This window comes from Delftia sp. GW456-R20, from assembly GCF_001622915.1.
Classification (GTDB): Bacteria; Pseudomonadota; Gammaproteobacteria; order Burkholderiales; family Burkholderiaceae_C; genus Comamonas; species Comamonas acidovorans.
The window spans coordinates 1887142-1904511 of the sequence record NZ_LWCN01000004.1 but is presented as its reverse complement, the minus strand read 5'-3'; the positions used below and the strand labels follow the sequence as shown (position 1 = coordinate 1904511).

Annotated in this window: 17 protein-coding genes and 1 riboswitch; of the genes, 11 read left to right on the top strand and 6 right to left on the bottom strand. The window is 68.4% G+C overall.

Features of this window, described 5'->3' with window-relative positions; genetic code table 11:
* Positions 1–13: 13 nt before the first annotated feature.
* The gene (purM, locus tag A4F85_RS13810) at positions 14–1066 is read right to left on the bottom strand and encodes a phosphoribosylformylglycinamidine cyclo-ligase (RefSeq protein WP_063326899.1); all 1053 of its coding nucleotides are present in this window, start codon (positions 1064–1066) and stop codon (positions 14–16) included.
* Positions 1067–1389: 323 nt separating this feature from the next.
* Between purM and hda the strand changes: the two genes are divergently transcribed.
* From hda to A4F85_RS13785, 5 genes are all read left to right on the top strand, one after another.
* On the top strand, positions 1390–2088 hold the full coding sequence (gene hda / locus A4F85_RS13805) for a DnaA regulatory inactivator Hda (RefSeq protein ID WP_026062235.1): 699 nt from the start codon (positions 1390–1392) through the stop codon (positions 2086–2088).
* Positions 2089–2176: 88 nt separating this feature from the next.
* A complete protein-coding gene (locus A4F85_RS13800; protein WP_012204110.1) occupies positions 2177–2878 on the top strand; it encodes an HAD family hydrolase in 702 nt (233 codons plus the stop codon).
* On the top strand, positions 2875–4464 hold the full coding sequence (gene pcnB, locus A4F85_RS13795; protein WP_063326898.1) for a polynucleotide adenylyltransferase PcnB: 1590 nt from the start codon (positions 2875–2877) through the stop codon (positions 4462–4464). The genes A4F85_RS13800 and pcnB overlap by 4 nt, the downstream gene beginning before the upstream one ends.
* Positions 4439–4978 carry a 2-amino-4-hydroxy-6-hydroxymethyldihydropteridine diphosphokinase gene (folK, locus tag A4F85_RS13790; RefSeq protein WP_063326897.1) on the top strand — a complete coding sequence of 180 codons (540 nt, stop codon included), beginning with the start codon at positions 4439–4441 and terminating at the stop codon, positions 4976–4978. Before pcnB ends, folK begins: the two co-directional genes overlap by 26 nt.
* 145 nt (positions 4979–5123) lie before the next feature.
* Positions 5124–6749, top strand: coding sequence for an ArnT family glycosyltransferase (locus A4F85_RS13785; protein WP_197485492.1), 1626 nt, complete (start codon positions 5124–5126; stop codon positions 6747–6749).
* Between the two features lie 9 nt (positions 6750–6758).
* Here A4F85_RS13785 and A4F85_RS13780 read toward each other — a convergent pair whose 3' ends face one another.
* Both A4F85_RS13780 and A4F85_RS13775 read right to left on the bottom strand, forming a co-directional pair.
* On the bottom strand, positions 6759–7727 hold the full coding sequence (locus A4F85_RS13780) for a Bug family tripartite tricarboxylate transporter substrate binding protein (protein WP_043781175.1): 969 nt from the start codon (positions 7725–7727) through the stop codon (positions 6759–6761).
* A gap of 91 nt (positions 7728–7818) precedes the next feature.
* Positions 7819–8871 (bottom strand): CDP-6-deoxy-delta-3,4-glucoseen reductase, encoded by a 1053-nt coding sequence (locus tag A4F85_RS13775; protein ID WP_012204115.1) that lies wholly within the window; start codon positions 8869–8871, stop codon positions 7819–7821.
* A gap of 69 nt (positions 8872–8940) precedes the next feature.
* On the opposite strand from A4F85_RS13775, the gene A4F85_RS13770 reads away from it, so the two are divergent.
* On the top strand, positions 8941–9960 hold the full coding sequence (locus A4F85_RS13770; RefSeq protein WP_170962078.1) for an SDR family oxidoreductase: 1020 nt from the start codon (positions 8941–8943) through the stop codon (positions 9958–9960).
* 1 nt (position 9961) lies between these two features.
* Here A4F85_RS13770 and A4F85_RS13765 read toward each other — a convergent pair whose 3' ends face one another.
* Positions 9962–10624: a DUF4124 domain-containing protein gene (locus tag A4F85_RS13765; protein WP_063327980.1), complete on the bottom strand. Its 663-nt coding sequence runs from the start codon at positions 10622–10624 to the stop codon at positions 9962–9964.
* A gap of 96 nt (positions 10625–10720) precedes the next feature.
* Positions 10721–11383 carry a hypothetical protein gene (locus A4F85_RS13760; protein ID WP_063326896.1) on the bottom strand — a complete coding sequence of 221 codons (663 nt, stop codon included), beginning with the start codon at positions 11381–11383 and terminating at the stop codon, positions 10721–10723.
* A 278-nt stretch (positions 11384–11661) separates the two neighbouring features.
* Positions 11662–11830: riboswitch (FMN riboswitch) on the top strand.
* 109 nt (positions 11831–11939) lie between these two features.
* Between A4F85_RS13760 and A4F85_RS13755 the strand changes: the two genes are divergently transcribed.
* Entirely contained in the window at positions 11940–12482 is a 543-nt protein-coding gene (locus A4F85_RS13755; protein ID WP_013803651.1) for a 6,7-dimethyl-8-ribityllumazine synthase, read from the top strand.
* Between the two features lie 175 nt (positions 12483–12657).
* Positions 12658–13788, top strand: coding sequence for a branched-chain amino acid ABC transporter substrate-binding protein (locus tag A4F85_RS13750; RefSeq protein WP_013803650.1), 1131 nt, complete (start codon positions 12658–12660; stop codon positions 13786–13788).
* A 68-nt stretch (positions 13789–13856) separates the two neighbouring features.
* Here the strand turns inward: A4F85_RS13750 and A4F85_RS13745 are convergent, their stop codons facing one another.
* The gene (locus A4F85_RS13745) at positions 13857–14792 is read right to left on the bottom strand and encodes a LysR family transcriptional regulator (RefSeq protein ID WP_063326895.1); all 936 of its coding nucleotides are present in this window, start codon (positions 14790–14792) and stop codon (positions 13857–13859) included.
* A gap of 123 nt (positions 14793–14915) precedes the next feature.
* Here A4F85_RS13745 and A4F85_RS13740 point away from each other — a divergent pair, with 123 nt between their 5' ends.
* From A4F85_RS13740 to A4F85_RS13730, 3 genes are all read left to right on the top strand, one after another.
* Positions 14916–15569, top strand: coding sequence for an NAD(P)-dependent oxidoreductase (locus tag A4F85_RS13740; protein WP_063326894.1), 654 nt, complete (start codon positions 14916–14918; stop codon positions 15567–15569).
* A 79-nt stretch (positions 15570–15648) separates the two neighbouring features.
* Positions 15649–16038, top strand: coding sequence for a VOC family protein (locus tag A4F85_RS13735; protein ID WP_012204123.1), 390 nt, complete (start codon positions 15649–15651; stop codon positions 16036–16038).
* A 100-nt stretch (positions 16039–16138) separates the two neighbouring features.
* A complete protein-coding gene (locus A4F85_RS13730) occupies positions 16139–17365 on the top strand; it encodes a sugar transporter (protein ID WP_034391221.1) in 1227 nt (408 codons plus the stop codon).
* Positions 17366–17370: the final 5 nt, after the last annotated feature.

Genomic DNA, 17370 nt, shown 5'->3' with positions numbered 1-17370 from the left:
TGCGGGCCCGTGGTCAGCGGACCTCGACAGGCTCGCCCTCGCCGCGTGCGGCGATGCGTCCGATGGTGTAGACCGTCTCGCCCAGCTGCTTGAGCGTGGCGGCCGTGGCTTGGGCAGCTTCGGCGGGCACGACAACGACCATGCCGATGCCGTTGTTGAAGGTGCGGTTCATTTCCACGGCGTCGATGCCGGCCGTCTTCTGCAGCCAGGCGAACAGCTCGGTCTGGGGCCAGCTGCCGGCATCCAGGTGGGCTGCCAGGCCCTCGGGCAGCACGCGGGGGATGTTCTCCAGCAGGCCGCCGCCGGTGATGTGGGCCAGCGCCTTGATGGGGTGCTGCTCCAGTGCGGCCAGCACGTTCTTCACGTACAGGCGCGTGGGTTCCATGATGGCCTGCTTGAACGGCTTGCCGTCCAGCGATTCGGGCAGGCTGCCCTGGGCTTCGGCGCGCTCGATGCACTTGCGCACCAGGGAAAAGCCATTGGAGTGCACGCCGGCCGAGGCCAGGCCCAGCACCACGTCGCCTGCGGCGACGCTCTGGCCCGTGAGGATCTTGGATTTTTCGACTGCGCCCACGGCAAAGCCCGCCAGGTCGTATTCGCCGGACGGGTACATGCCGGGCATTTCGGCGGTTTCGCCGCCGATCAGTGCGCAGCCCGACAGCTCGCAGCCGCGTGCAATGCCGCCGACCACGGCAGCGGCCGTGTCCACGTCCAGCTTGCCGCAGGCGAAATAGTCGAGGAAGAACAGGGGCTCGGCGCCCTGGACCAGCACGTCATTGACGCTCATGGCCACCAGGTCGATGCCCACGGTGTCGTGCATGTTCCACTCGAAGGCCAGCTTGAGCTTGGTGCCCACGCCATCGGTGCCCGAGACCAGCACGGGTTCCTTGTAGCGCTTGGGCACCTCGAACAGCGCGCCGAAGCCTCCGATGCCGGCCATCACGCCTTCGCGCATGGTCTTCTTGGCCAGCGGCTTGATGCGCTCGACCAGCGCATCGCCAGCGACGATGTCGACGCCGGCGTCTTTGTAGGAAATCGGGGTAGAGGAGGGGGCAGAAGAGCTCATGGATGGGTACGGTGCGGTAGGCCCGATGCCGGGCTGGAACCCCGGGATTCTACGGCGCCGGCCGCCGGCAGGCGCGCGCGCCAGTGGGCTTCGAGGGGGCTTTCGTTGCACATGCGGGCCGGCTGCCGCCGTGCCGGGCGCCGCGCAGACTAAAATCCCTCGTCCGCCCGGGAGCTCCCGGGCGTTGTCCGCCTTGCCGCAGCGCTGCGCCGAGGCGGGCCTGTCTTTGCTCTCAACCCAATGCCGTTGCCGATTCCTCTGCCTGCTTTTGCCGCATGGACCCGCCTGGACACAGGAAAGGGGGCGCTGCGCGTATGTCGCAGATGAAGCAGCTGGCTCTGGATATCAGCATGGCGTCGAGTCCGACGCTGTCGCGCTTTTTCGTCGGTCCCAATGCCGCAGTGATCGATCATCTGCGCCACTGGGTGGGCGACGGCCGCATGCAGACTGCCCGCACGCCGGTGCCCACCTATCTTTGGGGCGAGTCGGGCTCGGGCAAGACCCACCTGCTCAAGGCCGTGCGCGAGGCGCTGCGCGAGCAGGGCGCCATGGTGGGCTGGATGGATGCATCCACCCTGTTCCCGCCGCCGTTCGACGAGCGCTGGGCGGCGGTGCTGATGGACGACGTGGACATCTACACTCCGCTGCAGCAGGCGCGGGCCTTCAACTGGTTCGTGAATGCGACGAGCCCGGCCACGGGCTCGCCGCGCTGGGTGCTGGGAGCCGGCCCCCTGCCGCCGGCCGACCTCAAGCTGCGCGAGGATCTGCGCACGCGGCTGGGCTGGGGCCATGTGTTCCAGCTGCAACTGCTCGATGAAACCGCGCGCCGCGCGGTGCTGCGCCAGGAGGCCGATGCCCGTGGCGTTTTTCTGGGCGACGATGTGATGGACTACATGCTCAAGCGCTTCTCACGCGACCTGGGCAGCCTGATGCAGCTGCTCGACATGCTCGACGGCTTTGCGCTTCGCAACAAGCGCGCCATCACCATTCCGTTGCTCAAGACGATGCTGGAAACCGAATGAGCCCACATTCTCGTGTGGGCAGGGACTGCGGGAGCCGGCGGAGCCTGCGTTGCAAGTGCAGCGCGGGACCCATTTTTTTAGGATATGCATGACCTCTGATCAGAAGCAACTCCGGCCCCGGCTGGCGTTGTTCGACCTGGACCATACGCTGCTGCCGCTCGATTCGGACTACGAGTGGGGCGAGTTCACGACGCGCATCGGCTGGACCGATCCGGCCGAGTTCGGCCGCCGCAACGCCGAGTTCTTCGCGCACTACCAGGCCGGCACGCTCGACGTGCACGACTATGTGCGCTTTGCCACCGAGGCCTTCTGCGGCCGTGGCGCGCAACAGGCCGGCGAGGCGCATGAGCGCTTCATGCGCGAGGTGATCACTCCCGCGATCCGTCCCCAGGCACTGGAGCTGCTGCGCACGCACCAGCAGGCGGGCGACCAGATCATCATCGTCACGGCCACCAACGAGTTCGTGACGCGCCCCATTGCCGCCGCACTGGGCGTGCAGGAGCTGATTGCCGTGGAACTGGAGCGCGACGCCCAGGGCTGGTTCACGGGCGAGATCCGTGGAACGCCCAGCATGCGCGACGGCAAGGTCCAGCGCATGCAGCAGTGGCTGGATGCGCGTGGCCTGGACTGGGGCGGCGTGGAGAGCTTCTTCTACAGCGACTCCTGGAACGACGTGCCCCTGCTCGAACGCGTGGACCACCCCGTGGCCACCAACCCCGACGCACGGCTGCGCGCCCTGGCCCAGGAACGTGGCTGGCGCATTCTGGACCTGTTTGGCGAAGCACCATGATCAAGAACATCATCGACAAGCTGCTGGGCAAGACCTCGGCTGCCCCCCGCGCCCGCAAGTCCCCCTTCGGCAAGCGCCAGGAAGTGCCCGTGCAGGTGCACGGCATCGACCCCAACCTGGTGGACCGGCGTGCCATCGACGTGGTCGAGACGCTGCAGGACGCGGGCTACGAGGCCTACATCGTCGGCGGCGCCGTGCGCGACCTGCTGCTGGGCCTGCGCCCCAAGGACTTCGACGTGGCCACCAATGCCACGCCCGAGCAGGTCAAGGGCCTGTTCCGCCGCGCCTTCATCATCGGCAAGCGCTTTCGCATCGTGCACGTGGTCTATGGCCGCGGGCGCGAGAACGAGGTCATCGAAGTCTCCACCTTCCGCGCCTTCCTGGACAACAGCGCGGCCGAGGCCGTGAGCGGCAACGAGCGCACCAGCAAGGCCCAGCTCGCCGGCATGCACCATGCGGTGGACGCCAGCGGCCGCGTGCTGCGCGACAACGTCTGGGGCCCGCAGGACCAGGACGCCACGCGCCGCGACTTCACCATCAACGCCATGTACTACGACCCGCGCACGCAGATCGTGGTGGACTATCACAAGGGCATCGACGACGCCAAGAAGCGCATGCTGCGCATGATCGGCGACCCGGCCACGCGCTATCGCGAAGACCCGGTGCGCATCATCCGCGCCGTGCGCTTCGCTGCCAAGCTGGCGGGCAAGGGCTTCAAGATCGAGCCCAAGACCGCCAAGCCCCTGGTGGAATGCGAGCCCTTGCTGGCCGATGTGCCGCAAAGCCGCCTGTTCGATGAAATGCTCAAGCTGCTGCAGACCGGCCACGCGCTGGCCTCGGTGGAGCAGTTGCGCGGCCTGGGCCTGGCGCGCGGCATCTACTCGCTGCTGGATGTGGTGGTCGAGCGCGCGGAGCAGCCCTTTGTGCGCGCCGCGCTGACCGACACCGACCGCCGTGTCGAGGAAGGCAAGCCCGTGGCGCCCAGCTTCCTGCTGGCCTGCGTGCTGTGGCATGACGTCAAGACCGGCTGGGAGCGCCGCCTGAACCAGCGCCAGCACCCCTTCCCCGCGCTGCAGGAATCCATCGACGAAGTGTTCGACCAGCGCATCGGCGATGTCTCGGGCCGCGGCAAGCTGGCCGCCGACATGCGCGAGATCTGGGTCATGCAGCCGCGCTTTGACAAGCGCACGGGCGCCACGCCGTTCAGCCTGGTGGCCCAGCCGCGCTTTCGCGCGGGCTTCGACTTCATGCGCCTGCGCGCCGACATCGGCGAGGTCGATGAAAGCCTGGCCAGCTGGTGGCAGGAATTCCAGAACGCCGACGACGCGCGCCGCGACGACCTGATCGCCCAGGCCCGCGACGAGCAGCGCGCCCGCCAGCGCAGCGCCGAGCCCAAGGTGCACCGCGTGGCCAAGGCCCGCCCTGCGCGCGAGGAGGCCGGCGCTGGCGAAGCGCAGCAGGCCGACGCACCTGCAGCCGCCTTGCCCCAGGTGGAAGGTGAGGAAGGGGCAGCGCCCAAGAAGCGCCGCCGCCGTCGCCGCAAGCCACAGGGCGGTGGTGATGGCGCCGTGGGTGGGGATGACTGAGCCGGGGCACTGGGTCGCCATTGGCCTGGGCGCCAATCTGGGCGACCGGGGCCAGGCGCTGGCCCAGGCGCTGCAGGCCATTGGCGGCCTGCCGGGCACGCGCCTTGTGGCCGTGTCCTCCCTCTACAGCACGGCACCCGTCGATTCCAGCGGCCCGGACTACCTGAACGCCGTGGCCGCCGTGCACACCACGCTGCAGCCGCTGGTGCTGCTCGATGCGCTGCAGGCCATCGAACTGGCGGCCGGCCGTGAGCGTCCCTACCGCAACGCGCCGCGCACGCTGGACCTGGACATCGAACTGTGGGACGACGAGCGCATCGCGCTGCCGCGCCTGAGCGTTCCGCACCCGCGCATGCACGAGCGCGCCTTCGTGCTGGTGCCGCTGGCCGAGATCGCGCCGCAGCGCATCACGCCCGCGCAGCTGCAGGCCGTGGCGGGGCAGGGCATCGTGCGCAGCGCCGGGCCCGGCTGGCACCTTCCGGATGGCGGGGCCTTGGCGAACGGCTCCCGTTAAGGCGGATTTAAGAGCCGGCCACGACATTGTGCGCGGGCCCGCAGTCGGCGGGCCGGGAGCACGATATGCATCATGGATTCGGAAGGCTGGCGCGCCAGCGTGTGTATGAGGCCGCAAGGGCTGGGGCCGGGAGCGGGCTGTGGCAATGAGGTTCTTCTCACCAGCCGGCATGGCCGAGGCGCTGCCCGTGCCGGATCTGTCGCACCGGACCAGGGATGCCAGCGGGCTGGCCGGCGACCTCGCCTGCATGGCCCTGCTGGTGCTGGCATGGCTGGCCGCCACGGCATGGGCGCGTCCGCTGATGCTGCCCGATGAGGGGCGCTATGTGGCAGCCGCCTGGGAAATGCTCCATTCGGGACAGTGGCTCACGCCCACGCTGGACGGCCTGCCCTTTTTCCACAAGCCACCGCTTTTCTACTGGATCACGGCCGCCTCGCTGAAGCTGTTCGGCATGGGTGAACTGGCCGCGCGTGCGGCGCCCATCCTGGGTGCGACGCTGGGCGCGCTGGCCCTGTATGCGTTCACGCAGCGTTGGCTGGGCCGGGCATTGGCGCGCCGGGTGCTGCTGGTGCTGGCGGTGCAGCCCCTGTTTTTCGTCGGCGGCCAGTTCGCCAATCTCGACATGCTGGTGGCCGGGATCATCGTCGCGACGGTCCTGGCCCTGGCCCATGTGGCGCTGTGTCTGGAGCGTGGCCTGCCTGCCCGGCATGTGCTGGTCCTGGCGTATGCACTGGCGGCCCTGGGCGTGCTGGCCAAGGGCCTCATAGGCTTTGTGCTGCCCGCGCTGGTCATCGGCAGCTGGATGCTGATGCGCGGGCGGTGGCGGCTGCTGCCTTCGCTGCTGTCGCTGCCGGGTTTTGCGTTGTTCGCTGCCATTGCCGTGCCCTGGTTTCTTGCCATGCAGCAGCGCTTTGATGGCTTTTTCCACTATTTCTTCGTGGTGCAGCATCTGCAGCGCTTTGCATCCTCTGGCTTCAACAACGTGCAGCCCTGGTGGTTCTACGTTGCCGTGCTGGTGGTGATGGGCCTGCCCGGCCTGCTGTGGTCGCGCACCCTGCTGCAGCGGGACTACTGGCGCGCCGGTGGCGACGGGCTCCTCGCATCGGTGCGCCTGCTGATGGCCGTGGCAGCCGGCTGCGTGCTGGTGTTCTTCTCGCTGCCTCAGTCCAAGCTCATTGGCTACATCCTGCCGGCCGTGCCGCCGCTGGCATGGCTGATGGCGGATGCCAGCCTGGCGGCTACAGGCTCCTTCGGCCCGGCGGGGCGCCGGCGTGCCTGGCTGGGCTGCATTGCCCTGAGCGCGGCCCTGGGGCTGGCGGCCGTGGCGGGCCTGGCCGTCAGCCATGTGCATTCATCGCGCGAGCTGGGCCTTGCCCTGAAGTCCCAGCGCCATATGGGCGAGCCTGTCTACATGCTGGACGGCTACTGGTATGACGTGCCGTTCTATGCGCGGCTGCGCGAGCCCGTCCCCGTGGTGGGGCGCTGGGATGAGGCGGCCATCGACCTGCATGACAACTGGCGCAAGGAGATGAAGGATGCCGCTGGCTTTGCGCCGCAACTGGGGCGCTGGCTGCTGCCGCAGCCTGAGCAGTTGCCGGCCCGGCTGTGCGCGGCCGGGGTCAGCTGGGTCGTGGGAGACCAGAACGCGCGCCGCAACTATCCGTTTCTGGTGCAGCAGCCTCTGGCGAGGGACCAGGCTGCAGCGTTGTGGCGCGTGGACAGCCGGGAGCCCGGCATGGCCGCAGCGCTGGGCTGCGGCACCAGCCCCTGAGGCCGGGCGTCAGTCCACCTTGGCGCCGGAGGCCTTGACGATGGGCTGGTACTTGGCGCGCTCGGCGGCCATGAACCTGTCGAATTCGGCGGGTGTGGAGGACACGGGTTCGGCCATCAGGGTCTCGAAGCGGGTCTTGGTCTCGGGCGCGGCCAGTGCATCGCCAAAGGCCTTACTCAGCTTGTCCAGCACGGGCTTGGGCGTGCCGGCCGGGGCCACCAGGCCCCACCAGGTGTCGATGGAAAAGCCGGGGAAGGTCTTGGACAGTGCGGGCACGCCGGGCAGCAGCGTGGTGGGGTTCAGCGTGGTCACGGCCAGCGCCTTGAGCTTGCCGGAGCGGATGTTGGGTGCAGCGGCGGCCAGGTTGTCGATGTTGAAGTCCACCTCGCCCGACAGCAGGGCCAGCTGGGCGGGGTTGGCGCCGCGATAGGGCACGTGAAGGGCGAAGATACCGGCCTTTTGCTTGAGCATTTCGCCGGCCAGGTGGCCCGCGCTGCCGTTGCCGCCGCTGCCGTAGTTGAGCTTGCCGGGGTTGGCCTTGGCGTAGGCGATCAGGTCGGCCACGCTGTGGATCTTGAGCTGCTCGGCACGGGCCGCGTTCATCACCAGCACATTGGGCACGCGCACCATCTGGGTGATGCCGGCGAAGTCCTTGCCCGCGTCATAGGGCATCTTGGCGTACAGCCAGGGATTGACGGCATGGGTGGCCGTGGCGGCCAGGCCGATGGTCATGCCGTCCGGCGTGGCGCGGGCAATGGCGTCGGCGCCGATGTTGCCGCCGGCGCCGGCCTTGTTGTCGATGATCACCACTCCCAGGGAGTCACGCACCCGCTCGGCCAGCGCGCGCGAGGTGATGTCCAGCGGACCGCCGGGCGCATAGGGCACGATCAGGCGGATGGGCTCTTGCGCCAGGGCAAGCGGGGAGGCCAGGGCAGCAGCGGCCGCCATGACCGAGAGAAGGCTGTTTCTACGGTTCATAGGGGCGCTATTGTGCAAAAAAATTGCGACACCTGGCTGCGCGCAGGTATGCAGAGCAGTTTTTCTGCGTATTGATTGATCTGTCCTGGCTTCAGGCTGCCTTGTCGGCTTCCGTGGTGAATGCGTCGGCGTAGAACTCTTCGTCGGGCAGTCCACGCTGGTGCACATAGGCCTGGTGCGCGGAATCGACCACGATGGGCGCGCCGCAGGCATAGACCTGGTGGCCCGAGAGGTCGGCAAAATCGTCCAGCACGGCCTGGTGCACGAAGCCCGTGCGGCCAGTCCAGGCGTCTTCGGGCAGGGCATCCGAGACCACGGGCACGTAGCACAGCTGCGGCATGGCTTCGGCCTGTTCGCGCACCCAGGCATCCATGTAGAGGTCTTCGGGGCGGCGGCCGCCCCAATACAGGGTGACGGAGCGGTGGATGTCCTTGTGGCGGATGTGCTCCAGCAGCGCCTTGATGGGCGCGAAGCCCGTGCCCGAGGCCAGCAGGATGACGGGCTTGTCGCTGTCCTCGCGGAGGAAGAAGCTGCCGAACGGTCCTTCCACGCGCAGGATTTCCTTTTCCTTCATGGCGCCGAACACATGGTCGGTGAACTTGCCGCCCGGCATGTGGCGGATGTGCAGCTCCAGCCCCGGCGCCGTGTCCTGCACGTGGGGGGCCGTGGCCATGGAGTAGGCGCGGCGGGCGCCGTCGCGCAGGATGAACTCCACGTACTGGCCTGCGTGGTAGCGGAACTTGTCTGCGGCGGGCAGTTGCAGGCGCACCTGCATCACGTCGTGCGACTTCTTCTCCAGCGTGGCCACGCGCACGGGCATTTTCTTGATGGGGAAGGCGCTGGCATCGGTGACCTGGCGCGACTCCAGCACCACCGAGGTGGCTGGCCGGGCGCAGCAGGTGAGCACATAGCCGTCGGCCTCTTCCTGGGCGGTCAGCGCCTTGTCGGCATGCGGGCCATGGGTGACATCGCCACTGAGCTTCTTGCACTTGCAGGAACCGCAGGCACCGTCCTTGCAGCCATAGGGCAGGCCCACGCCGGAGCGGATGGCGGCGGCCAGGATGGTCTCGCTGCCCTGCGTGGCGAAGGCGCGGCCGCTGGGCTGTACGGTGATTTCGTGGGAAGCGTTGGCTATCTCGGTCATGTTCTCGGTATCCTCGGGGGCGCCGGTGGGCGCGTGGAGCGCGCCGGCGATCTTCTTTCCCGGACGGACATGCCGCTGCCGCGACCGGCGGCGCGCGGGTGGCCGCCCTCGCAACAGGCCAGGATTTTGCCCTCAAACCAAAACCCATTGGGCGCGCTGCCGGCGCGCTTTCGACGCGAACGCGTGCTCATCGTCGGCTGCGGCGACGTGGGGCTGCGCGTGGCTGGTGCATTGGCGGGCGCGCCCGGCGCGCGCTCCGGTGCCGCACGACGGGGCCCGCGCGTGCTGGCCCTGACGCGTGGCGCCGAGCGCCTGCAGGATCTGCGCGGGCGCGGCATCACGCCGCTGCTGGGCGATCTGGACGCGCCTGCCACGCTGCGCCGTCTGGCCGGCCTGGCCACGCGCGTCGTCCACCTGGCGCCGCCACCCAATCCGCCTGCCGGCGAAGAGGGCTGGTGGCTGGACCCGCGCACCACGGCCCTGCTGCGCGTGCTGCGCCGTCGCGGCCGGCCGGCGAGCCTGGTCTATGGCTCGACCTCCGGCGTCTATGGCAACTGCGAGGGCGCCTGGATCGACGAAAGCCGCCCGCCCGCACCGGCCACGGCGCGTGCCCAGCGCCGCGTGAACGCCGAGCGTGCCGTGCGCTTTGCCGGGCGCGGCGGGCTGCGCGCCAGCATTTTGCGCATCCCGGGCATCTATGCGCCGGACCGGGAAAACGGTACGCCGCGCGGGCGCCTGCTGCGCGGCACGCCCCTGCTGTGCGCCGCAGAGGATGTCTACACCAACCACATCCATGCCGACGACCTGGCCCGCGCCTGCGTGCGGGCGCTGTGGCGCGGCCGGCCGCAGCGCATCTACCACGCCAGCGACGATACGCAGCTGCGCATGGGGGACTATTTCGACTTTGCGGCCGATCTCTACGGCCTGCCGCGCCCCGCGCGCATCACGCGCGAGCAGGCACAGCGCGAGCTGCCGGCCAGCCTGCTGAGCTTCATGGGGGAGTCACGCCGCCTGCGCAACCAGCGCCTGAAGGCCGAGCTGGGCCTGCGCCTGCGCTACCCCACCGTGGAGCAGGGCCTGCGCGCGTGAATCAGCGCGGATGGATGCCGCCGTTGGTGTCGTAGCAGCGAAATACGTTGCAGTGCGAGATGGGCGCCGAAGGCGGCAGCGGCTGCGGCGGCACGGGGCGCCCGACGATCCACGGCCGGTTGATGGCATTGGGCTGCAATGCGCGCGATTGCTGCAGCTGCTCATAGGCCTTGGGGCCCAGGCAGGCCATTTCCATTTGCTGCTGGGCGGCCTGGCTGCGCGGGCCCCAGGTGGCCGGATCGGGATTGGACTCGGCCAGGATGGTGTCCAGACGGCGGCGCGCCTGCTGGCAGGCAGGTGAGTCGCCGCTGTCGCGCTGGGCCGAGTTCTCGCGCTCGCGCCGGCTGCGTGCCTCGCGCTCCTGCTGCTGGGCGCGCGTGCGGCGCTCGGCCTCTTCGCGGGCCAGTTGCTGGTTCTTGCGCTCTATGGCGGCGGCGGACTGCGCGCGCTCGCGTTCCAGTTCTTCGGGGCTGGGGGCTTCCTGCACCTGCACGCGGTTTTCGCCGTCCTTGCAACTGCTGTTGGTGTAGGTGACTCGGCCGGTCTTGGCATCCGTGCAGCGGATGACCTGGGCCGAGGCCGGGCCTGCGATGAGCGCCGCCACCAGCGTTACAAGCATCGGCACAAGCGCAGGGCGCTGGCAAAGGTCTTGGGTACGGCGCATGGCGGTTTCCTTTCCCATCACAAGCGGCACAGGGATGTGGTGCATTGCCGATTATGGTGCGGCGCCCGGGGGCCGGACATGCCGCCGGTCAGCCGTTCAACGCCAGTGGCGCGGATCCTGCGTGGGGTAGGGGTTGCCCCCGCCCTGGCTTTCGCGCTGCATGCGCTCGATGGCGCGTTGCTGCTGCTCGCGGTCACGCTGCTGCTGCTCCCGGTCGCGTTGCTGGCGTTCACGATCGCGTTGTTGCTGGCCCTGGTCGCGCTCGCGGTCCCGCTGCTGGCGCTCGGCTTCGCGGCGCTGCTGCTCCTGCATGCGTTCGCGCAACTGGCGGTCGCGGTCCTGTGCCTGGCGGTCACGGTCCCGGTCGCGCTCGCGCATTTCACGCTCGCGCTCCTGGCGGTCGCGCCAGGCGTCGCGGTTGCGCTCCTGCTGAATGCGCTCGCGCTCGTACTGCAGGCGATCGCGCTCACGCTGCAGGCGCTGTCGCTCGTACCAGCCGTTGTCGGGATAGGCGGGCTGCGTGGGATAGGAGGGGTAGATGACGCCGCCGCCAGAGGGGTAGCTGGGGTAGGTCGGATAGCTTGGGTAGCTGGGATAGCTGGGGTAGCCGGAGCCCATGTCCGAGTAGCCATCGGGCGGCACGGCGCAGGCGGTGACCAGGGCGGCGAGGCCAAGGCCGGCCAGCAGGCGCAGCATGCGCAGGGGGCGCAGGTCACGCTGCTGGTGTGGCTGCGCGGTGGGGGCATTGGAACGGGGCATGGTATGGGGTCCGGGCAAAGGCGTGTTTCCTGTCTGGATCTCTTCCTATGACGTTTGACAGGCCGTATTGGTTGACCTGGGTCGTCCTTGCAAGGCAACAAGGGTGACAGCGAAACTTCTATTTTGATAGCAATTCGCCCATATTCTGTAGGTGTCGCAAGATGAATCGCGCAGGCGTGGTGCGCAAGGGCGCCTGGCGCCCCGGTCCCGGCAATGGCTTGCGGGCGCGGCTAGAATGGCCTCTGTCTTTGGCGGTGCGCAGTCCGTGCGCCGCAAAGCAGCGTTCTCAGGGCGGGGCGAAATTCCCCACCGGCGGTATCTGGATCTGCCTTTCGGCATGTGTCCAGCAGCCCGCGAGCGCCCGGCAAGCCGCAAGGCCGGCCGGGGTCAGCAGATCTGGTGAGATGCCAGAGCCGACGGTCACAGTCCGGATGAAAGAGATCGCGCAGCACCTGCATGGCAGGCGCCATGCCCATGGTTGTCCCATGGGCTGCGCCGCGCCATGCGGAGCCATGGCGCGCGCCCTGATTCATTTGTCTCATCTTGAAAGAGCACCATGAATCAGACTCCTGTCTCCTTGAATTTCTCCGCACACGGCACGGCCTCGGGCACGCCGTGGAGGGCCGTCGCGGGCCGCAGCCGCGTGGCCGTCATCTGCGCGAGCTGGCATACCGATGTCGTGCACCAGGCGCGCGACTCCATGGCGGCCGAGCTGCAGGCCCAGGGCGTGGCCGCGCAGAACATCAGCCACTTCAATGTGCCCGGCGCCTTCGAGATCCCGCTGCTGGCCAAGAAGCTGGCCGACACTGGCCGCTTCGACGCCATCGTCGCCTGCGCTCTGGTGGTCAATGGCGGCATCTACCGCCATGAGTTCGTGTCCTCGGCCGTGATCGACGGGCTGATGCGCGTGCAGCTCGACACCGAGGTGCCCGTGTTCTCCGCCGTGCTCACGCCGCGCGACTTCCACGAGCACGGCGACCATGTGGAGTTCTTCCGCGCCCACTTCGTGAAGAAGGGCGTGGAGGTGGCCCATGCCTGCCTGGCGGCCCTGGACCAGCTGGCCCAGGTGCAGGCGCTGGGCCAGGCCCGCGCGGCCTGAGTTGCAAGCGCCGCCTGCGTCGCCGGTTGCGGCGCGCCACCCAGCACAGCTTTGGGTGGGGACGGATGCTCGTAAACACTGAGTTGGTGCGGAGTGTCGCGGCCCCGTCACGCGGCATTGCCAAGCCGCGATGACGGGAATAACGTGACGGCCTGTTTCAACTGAGGAGTGCGCGATGAAGATGTCCCGGAAGTTGTGTATTGCGGCCGTCGTGGCCGGCATGGGTGGCGTGGCCATGGCCCAGGAGCAGGTGATCCGCATCGGCCACATCGGCCCGGTGTCCGGTCCCCAGGCCAATTTCGGCAAGGACAACGAAAACGGCGTGCGCATGGCCATCGACGAGCTCAATGCCAAGGGCATGGAGATCGCCGGCAAGAAGGTCAAGTTCCAGCTGGTGGCCGAAGACGATGTGGCCGATCCCAAGCAGGGCACGGCCGCTTCGCAGAAGCTGTGCGACGACAAGGTCGCCGGCGCCGTGGCCTTCCTCAACTCGGGCGTGGCCATTCCCTCGTCCAAGGTCTTCCAGGACTGCGGCATTCCCATGATCACGGGCGCGGCCACCAACCCCGACCTGACCAAGCCCGGCTGGAACACCACCTACCGCGTGATCGCCAATGACAACGCGCTGGGCGCGGCACTGGCCAAGTACGCGGCGCAGACGCTCAAGCTCAAGACCGTGGCCATCATCGATGACCGCACGGCCTACGGCCAGGGCCTGGCCAATGTGTTCAAGAAGGATGCGGAAAAGCTGGGCGTGAAGGTCGTGGCCTCGGAGTTCACGAACGACAAGGCCACGGACTTCATGGCCATCCTGACCTCGATCAAGGCCAAGAAGCCCGACGGCATCTTCTACGGCGGCATGTACGGCCAGGCCGGCCCCATGCTGCGCCAGATGGCCCAGCTGGGCCTGAACGATGCCAAGTACTTCGGCGGCGACGGCCTGTGCGTGCCCGAGCTGGCCAAGGTGGCGGCCGGTGCCAAGCCGCTGGACAACGTGATCTGCGCCGATGGCGGCGCCTCGCTGGCCAAGATGCCCGGCGGCACGGAATGGAAAAAGCGCTACGACGCCAAGTACCCCGGCCAGTTCCAGGTCTACAGCCCGTACTTCTACGACGCCACCATGATGCTGGCCGACGCCATGAAGCGCGCCAACTCCTGGGACCCCAAGGTCTACATCCCCTTCCTGCAAAAGGCCGACTACTCGGGCGTGACCTCGAAGATCGCCTTTGAGAAGAACGGCGAGATGAAGAACCCCTCGTACACGCTGAGCGTGTTCAAGAACGGCCAGAAGACAGCCCTCGACTGAGCGAGCGTCCTTCCTTCGTTTTCATGCCCGCCCCGTGCGGGCTTTTTTTCGTGCGCTGTCCATGATCCTCAGGCCGGGGCCGGCGCATCGACCACGCCCGGCAACCGGGCCAGATAGGCCTGCAAGGCAGCGATGGCCTGGCGCACCTTGGCGGGCTGTGCCTGGCGCTGCGGGGTGACGGCCCAGATGTCCAGGCCGCCGAAGTCCCAGTCGGGCAGCAGGCGCACCAGGCGGCCTTCGGCCACCGTGTCGGCCACGTCCATGCTGCCCAGCAGGGCCAGGCCCAGGCCCGCCTCGCACATCTGCTGGATGGACAGCTGGTTGTTGCTGGCCACATGCGGCAGCACCTGCAGGCTGTAGGTCTCGCCCGTGTCAGGGTGGCGCGCCTCGGCACGCAGGGCCTGGCCCTGGCCCTCGCGCGCCAGACCCAGCCAGCGCATGCTGGCCAGCGGTGCCGGGTGGCGCCAGGCCGCGCCGCCACCCTGGGCCTGTATCCATGCGGGCGAGGCGCACAGCCAGTTGCGCATGGCGCCCAGGCGCCGGGCGGCCCAGCCGGAATCGGCCAGCCGGCCGAAGCGCAAGGCCAGGTCGATGCGGCTTTGTATGAGGTCGATGGGCGCGTCGTCCACATCCAGGTGCAGGCGCAGTGCGGGGTGCCGCGCCAGCCAGTGGCCCAGGGCCGGCGCGATGTGGCGGGCAAAGCCCACGGTGGCTGACAGGCGCAGCTCGCCGCCGGGCTCGTCGCGCGCGGCCGCCAGCTCGGCCCGCGCCTGGCTGGCGGCCTGGGCCATGGCGGCGCACTGCTGGTAGTAGCGCTCGCCCGTGTCGGTCAGCGCAATCTGCCGGGTGGAGCGGTGCAGCAGGGTGACGCCGCCATCGCGTTCGAGCTGGCGCACCTGCTGGCTCACGGCCGAGGGGCTCATGCCCAGGGCACGCGCGGCGGCGCTCATGGAGCCGTGCTGCACCACGGCGGCGAAAACGGCCATGCGTTTGTAGTCATCCATGGGCTGTATTGTGAAGCTGCGCTTCAAGGTATTGGTAAAAATTGCCGTCTACCGCATGCATTGTGAACGGCGTAATCTCAATGCCATCGTGAACAGGCGCCCTGGCGCCATAAAGGACCGAAGATGAAAGTGGCATTGATTGGCGCAACCGGCTTTGTGGGTTCGGCGGTATTGAAGGAGCTGCTGCAGCGCGGCCATGAGGTCGTGGCCCTGGTGCGCGACCCCGCCAAGCTGGCGGCCCAGCCGCGGCTGCAGGCCGTGCAGGCCGATGTACTGGACGCCGCCGCCGTGCAGCGCGCCGTGGCGGGCGCGGACGCCGTGGTCAGCGCCTACAACGCGGGCTGGGGCAATCCCGACATCTATGAGGACTTCATGCGCGGCTCGCGCGCCATCGTGGCGGGAACCAAGGCGGCCGGCATCAAGCGCTACCTGGTGGTCGGCGGCGCAGGCAGCCTCTACATCGCACCCGGCAAGCAACTGGTGGACACGCCCGAGTTCCCGGCCGCCATCAAGCCTGGCGCCTCGGCTGCCCGCGATGCCCTCAACGATCTGCAAAAGGAGCAGGGCCTGGACTGGACGATGCTGAGCCCGCCCATTGCCCTGCACCTGGGCGACCATGGCGAACGCACAGGCCAATACCGCACGGGCAAGGATGAGCCGCTGATGCAGGACGATGGCCAGCCCGGCACGATTTCGGCGGCGGACCTGGCCGTGGCCCTGGTCGACGCGCTGGACAAGGGCCTGCACCTGCGCCAGCGTTTCACCGTCGCTTACTGAACACCTGCGCCAGTCCACTGGTGCCGCAGCGGTCTCCATGGCATGCTGGTGTCCGTCATGAACAGGCAGGAGCACAGCCATGATCGACCACACGGGAATCCTCGTATCGGATTTCGAGCGCAGCAAGGATTTCTATGCACGCGCCCTGGCGCCGCTGGGCTATGAAATCCTCATGGAGCTTTCTGCCGAAGTCACGGGCCATACGGACACTGCGGGCTTCGGCGAGCCGCCCAAGCCCGACTTCTGGATCAGCGGGGGCACGCCCAACCAGCCGCCCATCCATGTGGCCTTCCGCGTGGACAACCGCCACATGGTCGATGACTTCCATGCGGCGGCCCTGGCGGCAGGCGGGCGCTGCAATGGCGAGCCCGGCCTGCGACCGCACTACCACGACGACTATTACGCGGCCTTCGTGCTCGACCCCGACGGCCACAACATCGAGGCCGTCTGCCACCTGCCGCCCGCCTGAGTCTCCCTGGCGGCACTGGGGCCTGCGCGGCAGCTGACATCAGGCGGTCGCATGGCGCAGCACAATATTGCGCTGCAACAAAAAAGGCCCCACGTTCCCCATGCCCCCTTCCGTTTCCGCTGCGGCCGGCTCCGTTTCCGCGTCATCCACACCCACGGCCGCCCAGGCGTGGCTCAGCGTGATCGCGCTGGCGCTGGGCGCCTTCGTCTTCAATACCACCGAGTTCGTGCCCGTGGGCCTGCTCAGCAGCATTGGCGCGAGCTTTGGCATGCCCACCGAGCAGGTCGGGCTGATGCTGACCATCTATGCCTGGATCGTGGCCCTGGCCTCGCTGCCCTTCATGCTGCTCACGCGCAATGTGGAGCGGCGCAAGCTGCTGATGGGCGTGTTCGCGCTGTTCGTGGCCAGCCATGTGCTGTCGGGCGTGGCCTGGAGCTTTGCCTCGCTCATGGTCAGCCGCATCGGCATTGCGCTGTCGCATGCGGTGTTCTGGTCCATCACCGCCTCGCTGGCCGTGCGCGTGGCGCCGCCCGGCAGGAAGGCCGTGGCGCTGAGCCTGCTGGCCACCGGCACCTCCATGGCCATGGTGCTGGGCATTCCGCTGGGCCGCATCGTGGGCGAATGGCTGGGCTGGCGCACGACGTTCCTGGCCGTGGGCGGGGTGGCCGCCATTGTCATGGTGGCGCTGGCCCGGCTGCTGCCGCGCCTGCCCAGCGAGAACGCGGGCAACCTGGCCAGCGTGCCCATGCTGCTGCGCCGCCCGGCGCTGCTGTCCATCTATATCCTGCTGGTGGTCGTGATCACCGGGCAGTTCACGGCCTACAGCTATATCGAGCCCTTCGTGCAGGACATCGCGGGCTTCGAGGGCAAGGTGACCACGGCCGTGCTGCTGCTGTACGGCGGCATGGGCATCGTGGGCAGCGTGATGTTCAGCTGGTGGGGGCTGCGCCATCCGCGCGGCTTTCTGCTGGCTGCCATTGGCGTGCTGTCGGCCAGCCTGCTGATGCTGGTGCCGGCCTCGGGCCATGAGGCATCGCTCTACGTGATGAGTTCGGTCTGGGGTGTCGCCATGATCTGCTTCGCCCTGGCCATGCAGTCCCAGGTGCTCAAGCTGGCGGCCGACGCCACCGACGTGGGCATGTCCATGTTCTCGGGCATCTTCAACATCGGCATTGGCGGCGGTGCGCTGCTGGGCAGCCAGGTCAGCATGCACGCGGGCATGCAGAACATCGGCTGGATCGGCGGCGGCCTGGTGGCGCTGGGCCTGGCCTGGTGCATCTGGGCCTTCGTGCGCTGGTCTGCCGGCTTCCAGGCAACGGCGCACTGAAGCGG

Bases quoted from the DNA above. Each gene is read 5' to 3' on its own strand.
- A4F85_RS13760 (WP_063326896.1), bottom strand. From the start codon at position 11,383: ATGCCCCGTTCCAATGCCCCCACCGCGCAGCCACACCAGCAGCGTGAC.
- A4F85_RS13765 (WP_063327980.1), bottom strand. From the start codon at position 10,624: ATGCGCCGTACCCAAGACCTTTGCCAGCGCCCTGCGCTTGTGCCGATG.
- A4F85_RS13750 (WP_013803650.1), top strand. From the start codon at position 12,658: ATGAAGATGTCCCGGAAGTTGTGTATTGCGGCCGTCGTGGCCGGCATG.
- pcnB (WP_063326898.1), top strand. From the start codon at position 2,875: ATGATCAAGAACATCATCGACAAGCTGCTGGGCAAGACCTCGGCTGCC.
- folK (WP_063326897.1), top strand. From the start codon at position 4,439: ATGGCGCCGTGGGTGGGGATGACTGAGCCGGGGCACTGGGTCGCCATT.
- A4F85_RS13800 (WP_012204110.1), top strand. From the start codon at position 2,177: ATGACCTCTGATCAGAAGCAACTCCGGCCCCGGCTGGCGTTGTTCGAC.
- A4F85_RS13755 (WP_013803651.1), top strand. From the start codon at position 11,940: ATGAATCAGACTCCTGTCTCCTTGAATTTCTCCGCACACGGCACGGCC.
- A4F85_RS13785 (WP_197485492.1), top strand. From the start codon at position 5,124: ATGAGGTTCTTCTCACCAGCCGGCATGGCCGAGGCGCTGCCCGTGCCG.
- A4F85_RS13745 (WP_063326895.1), bottom strand. From the start codon at position 14,792: ATGGATGACTACAAACGCATGGCCGTTTTCGCCGCCGTGGTGCAGCAC.
- A4F85_RS13770 (WP_170962078.1), top strand. From the start codon at position 8,941: ATGCCGCTGCCGCGACCGGCGGCGCGCGGGTGGCCGCCCTCGCAACAG.
- A4F85_RS13775 (WP_012204115.1), bottom strand. From the start codon at position 8,871: ATGACCGAGATAGCCAACGCTTCCCACGAAATCACCGTACAGCCCAGC.
- hda (WP_026062235.1), top strand. From the start codon at position 1,390: ATGAAGCAGCTGGCTCTGGATATCAGCATGGCGTCGAGTCCGACGCTG.
- A4F85_RS13735 (WP_012204123.1), top strand. From the start codon at position 15,649: ATGATCGACCACACGGGAATCCTCGTATCGGATTTCGAGCGCAGCAAG.
- A4F85_RS13730 (WP_034391221.1), top strand. From the start codon at position 16,139: ATGCCCCCTTCCGTTTCCGCTGCGGCCGGCTCCGTTTCCGCGTCATCC.
- purM (WP_063326899.1), bottom strand. From the start codon at position 1,066: ATGAGCTCTTCTGCCCCCTCCTCTACCCCGATTTCCTACAAAGACGCC.
- A4F85_RS13780 (WP_043781175.1), bottom strand. From the start codon at position 7,727: ATGAACCGTAGAAACAGCCTTCTCTCGGTCATGGCGGCCGCTGCTGCC.
- A4F85_RS13740 (WP_063326894.1), top strand. From the start codon at position 14,916: ATGAAAGTGGCATTGATTGGCGCAACCGGCTTTGTGGGTTCGGCGGTA.